The organism is Pollutimonas nitritireducens (genome assembly GCF_002849615.1).
In the GTDB taxonomy this organism is placed as follows: Bacteria; Pseudomonadota; Gammaproteobacteria; order Burkholderiales; family Burkholderiaceae_B; genus Pollutimonas; species Pollutimonas nitritireducens.
Genome location: NZ_PDNV01000007.1, coordinates 233,218 through 248,390, shown reverse-complemented (window position 1 = coordinate 248,390; position 15,173 = coordinate 233,218). Strand labels below are relative to the sequence as shown.

Annotated in this window: 16 protein-coding genes; 7 read left to right on the top strand and 9 right to left on the bottom strand. The window is 58.0% G+C overall.

Annotation, left to right across the window (positions count from 1 at the left end; all coding sequences use genetic code 11):
• Window positions 1-137 precede the first annotated feature (137 nt).
• The 6 genes from mnhG to CR155_RS12580 are packed head-to-tail and all read right to left on the bottom strand — an operon-like array spanning window position 138 to window position 6,141.
• Window positions 138-473, bottom strand: coding sequence for a monovalent cation/H(+) antiporter subunit G (gene mnhG / locus CR155_RS12605; protein WP_102070373.1), 336 nt, complete (start codon window positions 471-473; stop codon window positions 138-140).
• Entirely contained in the window at window positions 470-751 is a 282-nt protein-coding gene (locus tag CR155_RS12600) for a K+/H+ antiporter subunit F (protein WP_102070372.1), read from the bottom strand. Before CR155_RS12600 ends, mnhG begins: the two co-directional genes overlap by 4 nt.
• Window positions 748-1,236, bottom strand: a complete 489-nt coding sequence (locus CR155_RS12595; RefSeq protein WP_102070371.1) for a Na+/H+ antiporter subunit E — start codon at window positions 1,234-1,236, stop codon at window positions 748-750. Before CR155_RS12595 ends, CR155_RS12600 begins: the two co-directional genes overlap by 4 nt.
• Entirely contained in the window at window positions 1,233-2,870 is a 1,638-nt protein-coding gene (locus CR155_RS12590; protein WP_102070370.1) for a monovalent cation/H+ antiporter subunit D, read from the bottom strand. Before CR155_RS12590 ends, CR155_RS12595 begins: the two co-directional genes overlap by 4 nt.
• The gene (locus tag CR155_RS12585) at window positions 2,867-3,211 is read right to left on the bottom strand and encodes a Na+/H+ antiporter subunit C (protein WP_102070369.1); all 345 of its coding nucleotides are present in this window, start codon (window positions 3,209-3,211) and stop codon (window positions 2,867-2,869) included. Before CR155_RS12585 ends, CR155_RS12590 begins: the two co-directional genes overlap by 4 nt.
• On the bottom strand, window positions 3,211-6,141 hold the full coding sequence (locus CR155_RS12580; protein WP_102070368.1) for a monovalent cation/H+ antiporter subunit A: 2,931 nt from the start codon (window positions 6,139-6,141) through the stop codon (window positions 3,211-3,213). Before CR155_RS12580 ends, CR155_RS12585 begins: the two co-directional genes overlap by 1 nt.
• 236 nt (window positions 6,142-6,377) lie before the next feature.
• Here CR155_RS12580 and hemN point away from each other — a divergent pair, with 236 nt between their 5' ends.
• Window positions 6,378-7,811, top strand: coding sequence for an oxygen-independent coproporphyrinogen III oxidase (hemN, locus tag CR155_RS12575; RefSeq protein WP_102070367.1), 1,434 nt, complete (start codon window positions 6,378-6,380; stop codon window positions 7,809-7,811).
• Here hemN and CR155_RS12570 read toward each other — a convergent pair.
• Window positions 7,808-8,188 (bottom strand): YbaN family protein, encoded by a 381-nt coding sequence (locus CR155_RS12570; RefSeq protein ID WP_102070366.1) that lies wholly within the window; start codon window positions 8,186-8,188, stop codon window positions 7,808-7,810. The two genes, hemN and CR155_RS12570, sit on opposite strands and share 4 nt — an antisense overlap.
• Window positions 8,189-8,257: 69 nt before the next feature.
• Between CR155_RS12570 and CR155_RS12565 the strand changes: the two genes are divergently transcribed.
• Window positions 8,258-8,938, top strand: a complete 681-nt coding sequence (locus CR155_RS12565; RefSeq protein ID WP_102070365.1) for a Crp/Fnr family transcriptional regulator — start codon at window positions 8,258-8,260, stop codon at window positions 8,936-8,938.
• Here CR155_RS12565 and CR155_RS12560 read toward each other — a convergent pair.
• Together CR155_RS12560 and CR155_RS12555 are read right to left on the bottom strand one after the other, a co-directional pair.
• Window positions 8,935-10,281, bottom strand: a complete 1,347-nt coding sequence (locus CR155_RS12560) for a hypothetical protein (protein ID WP_102070364.1) — start codon at window positions 10,279-10,281, stop codon at window positions 8,935-8,937. The genes CR155_RS12565 and CR155_RS12560 overlap by 4 nt on opposite strands.
• Window positions 10,281-10,520, bottom strand: coding sequence for a DUF2249 domain-containing protein (locus CR155_RS12555; protein WP_102070363.1), 240 nt, complete (start codon window positions 10,518-10,520; stop codon window positions 10,281-10,283). The genes CR155_RS12560 and CR155_RS12555 overlap by 1 nt, the downstream gene beginning before the upstream one ends.
• 160 nt (window positions 10,521-10,680) lie before the next feature.
• Between CR155_RS12555 and CR155_RS12550 the strand changes: the two genes are divergently transcribed.
• From CR155_RS12550 to ubiT, 5 genes are all read left to right on the top strand, one after another.
• Entirely contained in the window at window positions 10,681-11,886 is a 1,206-nt protein-coding gene (locus tag CR155_RS12550; RefSeq protein WP_199171750.1) for an NAD(P)H-dependent flavin oxidoreductase, read from the top strand.
• Between the two features lie 138 nt (window positions 11,887-12,024).
• Window positions 12,025-13,074, top strand: a complete 1,050-nt coding sequence (gene ubiU / locus CR155_RS12545; RefSeq protein WP_102070446.1) for a ubiquinone anaerobic biosynthesis protein UbiU — start codon at window positions 12,025-12,027, stop codon at window positions 13,072-13,074.
• Between the two features lie 61 nt (window positions 13,075-13,135).
• Entirely contained in the window at window positions 13,136-14,023 is an 888-nt protein-coding gene (ubiV, locus tag CR155_RS12540) for a ubiquinone anaerobic biosynthesis protein UbiV (protein ID WP_102070362.1), read from the top strand.
• A gap of 18 nt (window positions 14,024-14,041) precedes the next feature.
• Complete coding sequence (gene trhA / locus CR155_RS12535) at window positions 14,042-14,659, top strand: PAQR family membrane homeostasis protein TrhA (RefSeq protein ID WP_102070361.1); 618 nt, start codon at window positions 14,042-14,044, stop codon at window positions 14,657-14,659.
• A gap of 27 nt (window positions 14,660-14,686) precedes the next feature.
• Window positions 14,687-15,145 carry a ubiquinone anaerobic biosynthesis accessory factor UbiT gene (gene ubiT / locus CR155_RS12530; RefSeq protein WP_102070360.1) on the top strand — a complete coding sequence of 153 codons (459 nt, stop codon included), beginning with the start codon at window positions 14,687-14,689 and terminating at the stop codon, window positions 15,143-15,145.
• The last annotated feature ends 28 nt before the right edge of the window (window positions 15,146-15,173 follow it).

Sequence of the window (15,173 nt, the reverse complement as noted above, 5' to 3'; positions counted from 1 at the left end):
CGAATCGCAGAGGAACTGCCAGACTGTAGGCAGTATATCGACCTAGCTCTCACAACGCATAAAATAGACGCCATGTGTCCGACAATGCTTGCCATAGCAATTGGCGTACCTGTGGCACGCAGCGCAGCGCGAGGATGTCATTCTCCCTCGTTTTCCTTCTGCTCAACGCGCAGTTTTCGGCGTATGGCTGCGCGCATCAACAGCATGGTGGACACGGGTGCCGTGATGATCAGGAACACGGTAAGCAGTATCTGGTGCACGACAATACGTTCCTCGAGTGCGGAGCTGACGAGAATCGAGGCCATCACCATCCCAAAGACGCCCAGTGTATTTCCTAGGGTGGGCGCGTGGATGCGACAGTAAAACTTATTGAGGCGCAACAATCCCACCGAACCTATCAGTGTGAGCAGGCCGCTGATGATAAGGAACAGGGATGCGGGTATCGAAACCCAGATCGGCAAGGTATCCATCATGGCTCGATGACCTCGCCGCGCAACAGGAACTTTGCCATGGCGACGGTACTGACGAAGCCAAATAGGCTGATCAATAAGGCGATGTCGAAATAGGAACTGGAATTGAACTGCAGGCCCAGGACAAGCAGGATCAACATGCCATTGATATACATGGTATCCAGCGCGAGCACCCGGTCGGAGGCGGTGGGTCCGCGCAACAGGCGCAGTGCCGCGCAGCCCAGGGACAGCACGAAGCAACCCAACGCGAAGTCCGCCGCCCAATAAATAAGATCGCTCATTCAAATATCTCCATCAAGGGACCTTCATAACGATGCTGGATGATGCGACGCCACTCCTCTTCATCCTTGAGATCAAGCACGTGCAGTGTCAGGATGCCGTCTCGTTCCGAATAGTCCGACCATACCGTTCCCGGGGTGTAGGTCACGATGCAGGCCAGTGCGGCCAGACCGTGGGGATCGCGCATACGCAGTGGGATCTTCAGGAACCCGGAGTAGTCATCGACTTTATTGCCCTTGCAGATGATCACGGCGACGGCGAGGTTGGATCGTACGATGTCCTTTGCGACATGGCCTATCAGTCTGATAGCGGTCAGTGGCTTCTTTGGATACGCCTGCAAGGGGCGCAGGCGCTTCGCAGCCCAACCCAGCAACAACGCCAGCGTTGCGCCCAGCGCAATCTGGCCCGGCGACAGTGTGTCGTTGAGCAATAGCCACAGGGCCAGTAGCACTGCTGGCAGGACCAGTCGATTCAAATATCGTTTCATGGGATCGCTCCCGGTGAGATCCCACGCACGGGGTTCTGTGTAAGCACTGCATTGATGTACGAGGATGGGCGGTCGAGGTACTTGGCGGTTTCTTCCAGGTAGCTCATGACGGGACCCGCCCAGAAAGCCAGTGCGACACAGGCGAGTATAAGTACGCCAACCGGGCCAGCCTCGCTGACGCGTAACCGTGGCGTGACAGAGTCTTCGACGCTCCAGAACAATCGCATGCCGGTCCGGCTAAGCGCAGTGATGCCCGCCAAGCCGGATATCAGGACGCCCGCCACCAGCATCCATGCGGCCGGCGACGGCGTGTCGGTGGCGGACGTTTCCAGGGCCGCCGACAATAAGGAAAATTTGGCGACGAACCCCGACATGGGCGGTAAACCTATGATGAGCAAGGCACATGCAATGAAGGCCATGCCCAGGAACGCCAGGGCAGCCGGAATGGCGATTCCAACCACATCATCGGATCGATCGGCTGGCTCTGGATCTTCCAGGTCAAAGGCTTCAAGACTGACGGCCAGCAAATCGGCGCCAAAGGTCTGGGTCCGGTCTATCATTTCGAGCAGCATGAAAAACGCCCCCAGCGCCAGCACCGAGCTGATCAGGTAGAACAGGGCAGGGCCAGTAAGCGTCACGCCTGGCATACCCAGGGCGGCCAGCAACGTTCCCGACGAAAGGATCACACAATACCCTGCCTGCCGTTCAACCTGGGGAGCGGCCAGAAGACCGATGGTGCCGAATCCCAGTGTCAACATGCCAAGGGGGAACATCCACTCGCCGCCGAACGCCGCTGGCGCGCCGGTCGGCAATAGTAGCGAGCCGATACGCAGCAGCGCGTATATGCCTACTTTCGTCATGATCACAAAAATCCCGGCAACCGGTGGGCAAGCATTGGCATAGGTGGCGGGAAGCCAGAAGTTCAGCGGCCAGGCGGCCGCCTTTATCAGGAAGGCGATGCCAAGGATGGCCGCGCCTGATTCGAACAGGATGCGGTCGGGTCCGCTCAGCTCGCCGGCTCGCGCCGCCAGGTCGGCCATGTTCAGTGTTCCAGTGACGCCATAGATAAGCGCCATGGCAATCAGCAGAAGGAAGGAGGCCAGCAGGTTCACGACAATGTAGTGTAATCCGGCGGCAACGCGCGCCTTGCCGGATCCGTGCAGAGTGAGTCCGTAGGAGGCAGCCAGCAAGACTTCGAAGAACACGAACAGGTTGAACAAATCGCCGGTAAGAAAGGCGCCATTGAGTCCCATTAAGAGGAACTGGAACAGGGGATGATAGTGCACGCCCGCGCGGTCCCATCGCGCTGTTGAATAAACCCATGCCGCGCTCCCGAGCATGGCCGTCAGTAGCAACATGATGGTGGACAAGCGGTCGACGACCGCCACGATGCCGAATGGCGCAGGCCAGTCGCCCAGCAGGTAGACGCCCACCCCATTAGGCCAGTTGCTGGGGATGTAGCCGGCCGCCAGGCAAAGCAGAACCACCGCCACGGCCAACTGTACGGCGACGGATATGAAGCCAAAGGCAAGCCGTGTACGCCGCCGCGAGTCGCGCAGCATGAGCATGGAGGCCCCCGCCAACAGGGGGATCGCAACCGGAAGAATAGGAAAGTGCTGCAACCACTGGTTCACGACCGGGTCTCCCGTCCATCGACATGGTCGGTGTCAGACAATCCGCGTGAAGCCAGCATGACAACAAGGAACAAGGCCGTCGTCGCGAATCCGATTACGATGGCAGTGAGTACCAGCGCCTGCGGCAGTGGATCGGCATAGTGCACGGCGTCCGCTCCCCATTCCGGATTGATCACTGGGGGGGCCCCAAGCGTAATGCGGCCCATGGCGAAAATGAACAAATTGACCGCATACGAAATCAGCGTCAGCCCCATGATGACCTGGAAGGTGCGAGGACGCAGCAGCAGCCAGATGCCGGACCCGGCCAGCACCCCGATGGCAATTGAAAGCACGGCTTCCATTAATGGGCTCCTTGTTCAGGCGATATGGGCGGAACTATGGCCTGCGAGTGCTTTCGATGGAGCCTCAAGGACTGGTGAGCCAGAGCGACCAATATAAGCACCGTTGCGCCGACGACCAGCAAATACACGCCAAGATCGAATAACAATACCGTTGAAAGATGCAGATGGCCGATGACGGGCAGCGAGATGTCCCAGCTCACGGCGGAAAGAAATGGCTTGGATGCCCACCATACCCCCATCGCAGCGGCCGCCGCCAGCAAAAGACCTATGGCGATCAAGTTTTGCGGGTGCAGGCTCTGGCGTGCCTCTACCCAGATAACACCGCCCACGACGTACTGCAGGATGATGGCCGTGGCCATGATGAGCCCGCCCACGAAACCGCCGCCAGGAAGGTTGTGGCCGCGTAGCAGGAAATAGAGCGAAATCAGGGTGGCGAGGGGCAGCAGCAGGCGCACCAGTACGGCCGGTAATTTCATGACGCCTTCCGGAATGAGCGCCTTGGGATCAGGTTCAGCGAAGTGATCGAGCAACTTGCCGTTGGCCGGCAGTATCGTGCGTGCATTGGGCAAGGTCATGCTCTCTGGTGGAGGACGGAAGCGCCGTAGCAGGGCATAAACCGTGAGCGCCACGATGGCCAACACCGTGATTTCGCCGAACGTATCGAACCCGCGGAAGTCCACCAGGATCACATTGACAACATTCGCCCCGCCGCCCATGGGCAGGGATTGCTCGACAAAGAATGAGGAGATTCCTTCTGGATGAGCACGCGTCAGGACGGCATAGGCAACGGCCGAGAGCCCCGTGCCGGTGACCACCGCGATGATCAGATCGCGGAAGCGTCGTATGAAGGCGCGCACCACATTTTGGACGGGCAGTTCGTCTTGCGTCATGACTCGTGGCGGCAGCCACCTTAAGCCGAGCAGGATCAATACGGTGGTGACCACTTCGACGGCCAATTGCGTAAGGGCAAGATCGGGCGCGGACATCCAGGCAAAGGTCAGCGCCGTGGCAAGCCCGGCGCCACCCGCCATAAGCAGCGATGCCGCACGATGGTATTTGGCCTGATTGGCGGCCCCTACGGCGCAGGCGCCACCGGCCACCCACATCAGTACGAAGTAAGGATTTATTGGCGTTGTGAATTCGGGCTGCAGCCATGAGCCTCCCAGTAGCGGTAACATGGCGACCACGAACGTGGAAACGACGACCAGCAACAGTTGCGGCTGCAGGCGAGGCGAGCGTGCCCAATCAAGCAGGAATGAGGCCAGTACGTCCAGACCTTCCAGCATGGATTCAAACGTATGGCGACCGTCGAAACGGTATATGAGCGGCGTCTTTCCAGGGCGCGTACGATGTCGATGGCGCAGCAGCCACAGTATTCCGACGCCGCCGACCATGGCCAGGAAGCTCATGGCGAGGGGCAGGTTCAAGCCATGCCAGACGCGAAGATCGTACTGTGGGGTGTCGGCGCCAAGGATGGCCACGGTTGCGCTGTGCAGGAAAGGGCCGAGCGTTACGGACGGCATGATGCCCACCACCAGGCAGATAAGCACGAGAATGCCACTGGGAATGAGCATCAGCAACTGAGGCTCGTGCGGAGCCCGGGGAAGATCGCGAGGCTCGGGCCCAAAGAACACCTGCATGATGAAGCGAAGCGAATAAGCCACGCTGAAGGCGCTGGCGACCACGGCAGCTATGGGCAAGCCGTAACTGCTGAACCAGTCGCCGCTGACGAACACCGTTTCGGCAAAGAACATTTCCTTGGAGATGAAGCCATTGAGCAGAGGCACGCCTGCCATGGAGGCGGCCGCGACAACAGCTAGAGTGGCCGTAATCGGCATGCTTCGATACAGGCCGGACAGCCGGGTCAGGTCACGGGTTCCGGTTTCGTGATCCACCACGCCGGCCGCCATGAAGAGCGAGGCCTTGAACGTGGCGTGGTTGATCATGTGGAATACTGCCGCAACCAGGGCGAGGTTACTATTCATGCCCAAAAGCAGTGTGATCAGGCCCAGGTGGCTGATGGTGGAGTAGGCAAGTACCCCCTTCATGTCCAGCTGGAAGGTGGCGGCGTAGGCCCCCAGAATCAGCGAACAAAGTCCCGCTCCGCCTATGATCCAGGCCCATTCGGGCGTGCCTGCCAGGACAGGCCAGAAACGTGCCAGCAGGAATACGCCGGCCTTGACCATGGTGGCCGAGTGCAAATAAGCAGATACGGGGGTGGGCGCCGCCATTGCATTTGGGAGCCAGACGTGGAAGGGGAATTGCGCGCTTTTTGTCAATGCGCCCAAGGCCACCAGCACCAGCATGATGGTGTACCAGGGATGATTGCGAATCAAATCACCGGAGGCCAGCACGACATCCAGGTCATAACTGCCCACGACATGTCCCAGCATCAGCATGCCGCCCAGCAGGCACAAGCCGCCGGCGCCGGTGATGATCAGCGCCATACGAGCGCCGCGCCGTGCATCGAGCCTGTGGTGCCAATATGCGATCAACATGAAGGACGAGAGACTGGTCAATTCCCAGAAGACGACAAGCTGGATTAGATTGCCCGAGAGCACGACGCCAAGCATCGAGCCCATGAAGGCTTGGAAGAATGCGAAAAAGCGGGGGACCGGGTCCTGCGGCGAAAGATAATAGCGGGCGTACAGGACGATCAAGGCACCCATGGTGGTAATGATCATGGCGAACAGCCAGGCATAGCCGTCCATGCGCAGGGTCAGGTCGACACCGAGGCTTGGTATCCAGGGAACGGTGGTTTTGACGACATTGCCATCGATGACGTCGGGCAGGTGCCAGGCAACCAGGACTGCGCTGAAGATAGCAACGGACCCAGCCAGCCATGCCTCCAGGTTTCGGGCATTCGCGGGCAGCAGCGCAGCGATAATGCTGCCCGCAAAAGGCAGGACAAGAATAAGTGCTAAGAGCATTGGGACTGAGGGGCTTGAATGAATCCGAGCCCTAATAATACGATATGTTGCTTTCAGCTCCGCGACAGTCAGATGGTTTTTCTGTTTTACTGGCGTAATCCAAGGTTTGTTATTCTGCTTGACGTAGATCAAGAAGCATTTTGATCGATGTCCTGACAATGTCAGGTTGATGCAAGCCGCATATTGACAGGCATGCATGGACGCCAACGGCGTCCCGGCCATAATCGGAGTAAGTAATGAGTGCCTCTAATAATGTTGATGCCACGCCTGAAGGCTCGGGCACTATTGCCTTCCCTGATATTGAAATTTCAGAGGCGCTGATACGCCGTTTCGACAGCTCCGGCCCGCGTTACACCTCTTACCCCACGGCCGACCGCTTCAAGCCGGATTTTGCCGAGCCGTCGTATATCAGATATCTGGCCGAGCGCGCGACGTCTGACAGTAATCCGCCGCTATCGGTCTATGTGCATCTGCCGTTTTGCGAGTCGCTCTGTTATTTCTGTGGCTGCAACAAGATCATTACGCAGGACCACAGCCGCGCCGCCGAATACCTACGCTATCTGGACAAGGAAATCGCGTTGACGGCCCGGCATCTTGGACCCGACCGCAAAACGATGCAGTTGCATCTTGGCGGCGGGACCCCTACGTTTCTCAGCGCCGCCGAATTGACGCAGTTGATGGACTCCTTGCGCGGAAACTTCGATATGGCGCCCGATGCCGAACTGGGTGTCGAAATCGATCCGCGCACGGTCAGCGAGGCAACGCTGTCCATGCTGGCCGGCCTGGGTTTCAACCGCACAAGTTTCGGGGTGCAAGATTTCGATCCCGCCGTCCAGGCGGCGGTAAACCGCATACAGCCGCTCGAAATGGTGGAAAAAGCCCTACTTGCCAGCCGCGATGCCGGTTTCCAGTCGGTGAATGTAGACCTCATCTATGGCCTGCCCAAGCAGTCGTTGGCGAGCTTCAATCGCACACTCGATCAGGTTATTCGTCTGTCTCCAGACCGTATCGCCTTGTACAACTACGCGCACCTGCCAAGCCGGTTCAAGGCGCAACGGTTGATTATCGCCAGCGACCTGCCCACGGCCGAAGAGCGGCTACAAATTTTCCTGATGTCGACCCGTCGGTTGCTCGAGGCAGGTTACATCTACATAGGGCTGGATCATTTCGCCAAGCCCGAGGATGAGTTGAACAAGGCTCGACTGGACGGCAGCCTGCATCGTAACTTCCAGGGCTATACCACTCGCGCGGAATGCGACCTGGTCGGCCTGGGTGTATCCGCCATAGGCAAGGTTGGCAATTCGTACAGTCAGTCGGTGCGCACCCTCAATGCCTATTACCAGTATCTGGACCAGGGACGGCTGCCGACGGAAAAGGGATACGACCTGACACCGGACGACGTGCTGCGCCGCCAGATCATCATGACCCTGATGTGCAGCATGCCGCTGGATTTTTGTGCAATCAACGTGCAGCATGGTATTGATTTTATAGACTATTTTGCGCCGGAGCTTGCGCGTGTCCAGCAATACGAAGAAGCCGGGCTGATGCATACCGACGAAAAAGGCATCACCATCACACCTAAAGGCCGCCTGTTCGTTCGCGCCATTGGCATGGTGTTTGACAAGTTCATGGGTCAGCCCACGGTATCCACGTATTCCAAGCTTATCTAATGGTCACGATCATCGACGCGAACAAGTGTCTTGCTGCGCAGAAGATAAATGGTGACGCCAAAGCCGGGGATCAGCAAGAAGACGCTGACCCACGCATAGGGAACGAACCAGGCGGATATGGCCAACGAGGTCCAAAGAAAAATGATGGCGATGATTTTTGCGCGTAGCGGAATACCAGAGCCATTTTGTAAATTGACCAGATAGGGTCCGAATATCTTGTTGCGCATCATCCAGCGGTGAAGACGTTCTGATCCGCGCACAAAACAGGCCGATGCAAGAAGCAGGAAAGGCGTGGTGGGCAGCAGCGGAAGAAATATGCCAATGATGGCCAGCGTCAAAGCCACTGTCCCCGCAACATTGAACAGGATTTTGATCACTATGGTTGTTCTGCTTCAGGTTCGAGTTGTAACTGGGCAAACACTGCACCGTTATGGGATTCTAGCAATATGAGCACAAACAGGATACGCATCCAGGATTTTCTGTCCAGGGTGCCATTGTTCAACGAGCTGGGCGTCGAAGAACTCGACAATATTGCCCTGGGTACGACTGAGGTCCAGGCGGCACGCGGCGAAATTGTTTTTCACCGGGGCGATCCCTGCGTAGGCTTTCATACGGTGGTCTATGGACAGATCAAGCTGATGTTCGTCTCGCCGATGGGCGGCGAGAAGGTCGTGCGGCTTATCGGTCCCGGCGACAGCTTCGGTGAAGCGCTCATGTTCATGGACAAGGCCTATATCGTAACGGCGCAGGCCTTGGCCGACACTTTGCTGCTGCATGTCGACAAGTCGGTGCTGTTCGACGAACTCGATCGCCGTCCCGGCCTGGCTCGCAAGATGTTGGCTGGCTTGAGCCAACGCCTGCACGCCCTGATCAGCGACGTCGAAGCGTATTCATTGCGCTCCGGTACCGAGCGCGTGATCGGCTACCTATTGAAAGGCGAACCTTGTGAGGACGGCCACCAACTAAGGCTGGAGACCAGCAAGACCGTCATTGCCTCGCGACTGAACCTGACGCCCGAGCATTTCTCGCGCATACTCCACGACTTGGCTGCCAACGACCTCATCAAGGTAAAGGGCCGTGAAATCACGATACTCGATTCCGACAAGCTAAGCGCCTATCAGGGCTAGGGTCGCCCGGTGGCTGCTCGCGACTGCTGCGCAGCATACGCTTCGAGGCTTGCGGCGATTTGCTTTTTTGCGTTCAGGAACAGACGGATTGCGCTGGCCATGTTCCAACCCAGCCAGCACACCGATATGGCCATGGCAAGAGCCGCCACGCGTGTGAACGGAGCTGGCCAGACGGCCGCCGCGACCAGCAGCGGCAGGGCGCAAGCATGTGCGAAGAACTGGCGTGTTGCAGCATGGTCGGGAATGATGTCCTTGACCTTGGGCACACCCTTCAGCGCAATCGGTAGCTCGTTTTGCGCGTGGAACCAGAGCAGGAAGGGCAGGATCTTGTAGAACATTCCATTGATGGCAGACCAGGCAAAGCCTACGATGAAAAGTATGCCGAGTGCAATCGAATAGTCGGTCTTGGTGATCACTTGCACTGGCCATAGCAGGGCGCAGGCCGATAGGCTTAGCATGGCCGTGCGCCAGAACAGGGTCGTGGCGTCGGGCTTGGGCCGTTTGCGAGTATGAAGCAGGTATATCGTTGTCGCTGCAAATATTGCATAGGCAATCAGAACCAGTGCCGCAGCGACGCGCCCGGCATGCCAGGAACCGAAATCGAACACCAGGCTGGCCGTCCAGGTGGCAAGCAGGATGAAGATCGATGGCGCCATCCAGCGGGTAATGGGGCGTGGGTAGAGTTCGGTGACCTGGAATATGGGCACCACTTGATAAGCCACTCCGATTACCAGCAGGCCCACCCATCCCAACAAACCCCAGCCGGCATGGATGTCTGTCAGGAGCAAGACAGGCATGGTCAGGCCCGGCCAGGCGAAGGCGGCGGCGAGCGTGCCGCCGAGCGCCACCGTAATGAATAGAGCGCCAAGGGCGAGCCGGCTTGCCAGCAGTACGTCGTCGGCGCCTTTCGCCGCATCGGCCCGATGGATCCAGAGTCCGCCAGCGCATGCCGCCAGCAGCGAGGTGAACGCTACCAGCAGCGCACCCAGAGCAAGTCCGAAAAGCAGTGCTTGTCCACGCAAGAATGCGACCGCCAGCAGCAAGGTACCCAGCGTGAGGGTGGTATGCACCACGACCGACGTCAGGCGTGGGGCCAGGACGTTCACGCCGCTTGCGACCGGCAGGATTTGCATGAACGCACCCGCCATGGCGCTAGCCAGCACGCCCAGCGTGAACAGATGGGTCAGCGCCAGCGCATAGGGCGTCCAGCGCGATGCGAGCGCTTGCGGTCCGGCGACCAGCAGCAGGATGCTGGCCAGCAAAGCAAAGACGGGTACGGTCAGGAAAAAGCGTAGCGGTACTGCTAAATGCGGCGAGTTGTTAAAGGCCAGGGCTCGGCGCATCAGCTTTTATGCCAGATCAGGAGTTCGTAACGGTAGTCTGCGGAAGTGGTGGTTTCATAGTGGAAGTTGTTGCCATCGAGAATGGTATACAGAGGCCGCGGTTCGCGGTCTACCAACATGCGAAGGCACTGATGCTGTTGTAGATTGCTGAGCGCTTCCAGGACCAGTTCCAAGGGCTCGGGCGGGGGCAGGCCGCGCGTGTCGAGCAGGATTTCGTTTTTCGGTTGCGGGATAGTCATGGTTTGCTGTGGGGGTTATTGCTCTTGACCACATTGGCAACAGAGCATTTTTACATTTATCTAAACGACCTAACCTTGATATTTATTAAGGAATGAGCCGTCGTTCGCCTGCATAGTGGCTACTGCGCTTCCACGCCTCTATATTCGAAGGACTCTTATCGTGCTGCACTCCGCTCTAGAACTACTCAAGCTGAAAGGCAAGTCTCTGTTACCAATTGTGCAGGGCGGAATGGGTGTGGGCGTATCCGCCCACCGACTGGCAGGAACAGTAGCTTCGCTGGGGGCCTTCGGCACCATTTCCAGCGTCGACCTGCGCCGCCATCATCCCGATCTCATGGTCCAGACGGGTCGCTCACGCAATAAGGCCCTTATCGATTCGGCCAATCTAGTCGCTCTCGACCGCGAAGTCAATGCAGCCAAGAAAATGGCCAGCGGCAACGGACTGGTGGCTGTCAATATCATGAAAGCCGTGGCTGAATATGCGGCATACGTGCGCCAGGCATGCGAAAGCAACGCCGATGCCGTTGTGGTGGGAGCGGGGCTTCCCCTGGATCTTCCCGAACTCACCACCAATTTTCCCAAAGTGGCGCTAGTACCCATTCTGTCCGACGTCCGCGGCATTGGTGTCATTCTCAAGAAATGGATGCGCAAGAATCGCCTGCCCGATGCCATCGTCATTGAAAATCCCCGCTACGCCGCGGGCCACCTGGGCGCACCCAGCGCCGACGCGGTCAACAATCCCAACTTTGCTTTCCCCGTCGTACTCGAGGGCACCCTGCAACTGTTCAAAGACCTGGGTCTCGAGCGCGAGAATATTCCCGTCATTACCGGCGGCGGCATTCATAGCCACGAGCAGGTCGTGAAACTCATGGGCATGGGCGCCAGCGCCGTGCAGCTGGGCACACCGTTCGCGGTAACCGAAGAAGGTGATGCGCACCCCAATTTCAAGAAAGTGCTGGTCGAAGCCCGTCCAGAAGATATCGTCACCTTCATGAGCGTCGCCGGTTTGCCGGCACGTGCGGTACGCACACCCTGGTTGGCCAACTATCTCGAAAAAGAAGAAAAACTGCAACGCATGGCCAAGCCCAAGGCATGCACAGTCGGTTTCGATTGCCTCGCCCAATGCGGCTTGCGCGACGGAATCAGCAAACACGGCCAGTTTTGCATTGACACTCAGCTTGCCTTTGCTTTGGCAGGCGACATCCGGCGCGGCCTGTTCTTTCGCGGCTCCGAAAAACTTCCCTTCGGCAATTCCATACGGTCAGTGCGCGAACTTATCGAGTATCTGCTAACCGGTATCCGGCCTGCATTGGCTGCGGTTGCCTCGCCCACGATAAGGTTCGAACAGGCACTCGTTCCAGCCTGATTCCGCTTTACTGGCCGCACCCTAAACCAGACAACACAGCGCAAGACCAGGACAAGTACCGGTCGGGCCACCTCTCCCGAGAGGAGCCTTGCTGTGTCCAACATTTTTGAATGGCTTCAAACGTATCAAGGCGACACCATGACGCTACCGCTTTCCTCCTCGTCCCATTCCGCAACGCCGCGCGCCGCACCCATGGAACTGGTTTGCCCAGCCGGCAGCCTGCCGGCGCTCAAGTCGGCCATCGATAACGGCGCCGATTGCGTGTATCTGGGGTTTCGCGACGTGACCAATGCGCGCAACTTTGCCGGCCTGAATTTCGACGACGCTGCCGTCAACGAAGGCATACGTTATGCGCACCGGCAAGGGCGCAAGGTGTTTGTCGCACTGAACACCTATCCACAGCCCTCCGGTTGGGCGTTGTGGCGTGCGGCGGTCGACCGTGCCGCCGATTCCGGCATCGACGCCATGATCGTCGCTGACCCGGGCCTCATGCAGTACGCAAGCCAGCACCACCCCCAGTTACGCCTGCATCTGTCCGTCCAGGGCTCGGCTACGAATTACGAAGCCATCAACTTTTATCGCGAGCATTTTGGAGTGGTTCGGGCGGTGTTGCCGCGCGTACTATCGCTGGCGCAGGTCGAGCAGGTCACCGAAAAGACACCAGTTGAAATCGAAGTGTTCGGTTTTGGCAGCTTGTGCGTCATGGTGGAGGGGCGATGCGCCTTGTCCTCCTATGCAACGGGCGAGTCGCCCAACACCCATGGGGTTTGTTCGCCGGCAAAGTCGGTGCGCTGGCAACAAACCGCACAAGGTCTGGAATCCCGCTTGAACGGTGTACTTATCGACCGCTATGCGGACGGTGAAAACGCCGGCTATCCGACCTTGTGCAAAGGTCGATTCGATGTTGCGGACGAAAACTATTACGCGCTCGAAGAGCCCACCAGTTTGAATACGCTCGAACTCCTTCCCCAGTTAATGAAAATCGGCGTACGAGCCATAAAAATCGAAGGTCGTCAGCGCAGCCCCGCCTATGTGGCCCAGGTTACACGCGTATGGCGCGATGCCATCGACCAGTGCCTGGCCAGCCAGCAACGCTATTCGGTGAAACCCGCCTGGATGGCAGAACTCAACAAAGTCGCCGAAGGCCAGCAGCATACGCTCGGTGCCTACCACCGCCCATGGAAATGAAACCCCACATCGCTTTGGGCCGTCCAGAAGGAACAGGCATTAACATGCAGGAGGCAGTACTGTGAAAATCGCTTTGGGACCAGTGCAATATTATTGGTCGCGTTCGACGATCATGCAATTCTACGCATCCATGACCGAAGCACCGGTCGATATCGTCTATTTGGGTGAAACGGTTTGTTCGCGCCGCCACGAGCTGCGTCTGCCCGACTGGCTGGACGTTGCCGAGATGCTGGCCGATGCTGGAAAAGAGGTCGTTTTGTCTACGCAGGTGCTGCTGGAATCCGGCAACGACCTGGCCACGTTACGGAAGATCGCGGAAAACGGCCGTTACGCCGTCGAAGCCAACGATATGGGAGCCGTGCATTGCCTCGAAGGCAAGTCGTTCGTCGCGGGGCCTTATTTGAATATTTACAGCGGGCCCACACTGAATATCCTGGCGGGCCTGGGAGCGCGCCGCTGGGTGATGCCTCTGGAAATGGGGCGGGAAGGGTTGGCCCAATTGCAACAAGACCGTCCGTCAGGCATGGAGACGGAAGTGTTTGCCTACGGGCGGATGCCCCTGGCGTTCTCTGCGCGATGCTTTACCGCGCGCAATCGCAACATACCCAAGGACAATTGCCAGTACGTGTGCATGGATCATCCCGACGGGCTGCTTCTAGAAACGCGCGAAGGGCAACCGTTTCTGGTGCTTAATGGTACGCAGACGCAGTCGGCACTGGTTTATAACTTGCTGCACGAAATAGGAACCATGCACGCCATGGGCGTGGATATCCTGCGGATTAGCCCGCAAGCAGAACACACAACTGAAGTCGTACGTCTTTTCCATGATGTGATTCACGCAACACAATCTGTCGCCCAGGCTTACGACCTTCTCCTGCCCTTGATGCCGGCTGCCCCCTGTAATGGTTACTGGCACGGCAAGCCCGGCCTGGAATTGCTTGTGGCATGACAACAAAGGCAATGAATCATGTATTACGGTGAAAGGTTCAACAGCATTAGTCACCTTGCAGGCGCCGCGTTGGCAACGGTTGGTGCGGTGGCGCTCATCGTTCTTGCAGCCATCGCCGGGGACCCCTGGAAAATAATCAGTTTCAGCATCTATGGCGCTATGCTGATCTTCCTGTACCTGGCGTCCACGCTCTATCACAGCCTGCGGGGCCGAGCCAAGAAAATCTGGTGCAAATTCGATCACTGCGCCATTTATCTTCTGATCGCGGGCAGTTATACGCCATTCGCGCTGGTCAGTTTGCGTGGTCCCTGGGGATGGTCTCTGCTCGGGGCCGTCTGGGCGCTGGCTTTGTTTGGCATCGTGCAGGAAATTTGGTTCGCCAAGGGACACCGCATTCTTTCACTCGTCATATACGTGCTGATGGGCTGGTTGGCGGTGGTCGCTACGGTTCCCCTGGTGCAGGCGCTCTCATGGGATGGCTTCTTGTGGCTGGCCGCCGGCGGGCTGATATATACCATAGGCATTGTCTTCTACGTCTCCGACGAAAAGTGGCGCCACGGCCATGGGGTGTGGCATCTTTTTGTGCTGGGCGGCAGTGTGTGCCACTATTTTACCGTCGTGTCCTATGTCGCTTGAGTCATGGGTTGTCATAAGGATTTATCAATGAGCCCTACCGCCTATTCGTTTCCAGTTCCGGTGCAAAAAGTTCTGTCACGCTTGCCTTCTTATCCAGGCTCCATCCTTTTTGTTGCGGGGCTTAACCTGGCGCTGGCGCGTCATCTATCCCCGGACACTCTGCGTTTGCTCGATGGCAAGAAACTGCGTATTCGGGCAAAGGACGCAGGGGTCGGTTTCGACTTCGTCTGGCGCGACGGTTCGTTTTCAGCCGCCCGCCATGCTGACGAGACCGATCTGGCCATTAGCGCCAGCGTCCATGATTTCCTGCTGCTGGTGCAGCGAAAGGAAGATCCGGACACGCTGTTTTTCAGCCGCCGGCTGGTCATGGAAGGCGACACGGAGCTTGGCCTGCTGGTAAAGAACACGCTCGATTCCATCGACCTGTCTGTCTTTTCGCCAACCAATTTTCTGCCGGGCAGGTTGTTCCGGCGAAAAGCGGGCTGACGGCATTATCCAGTATTTCTCCGGTGAG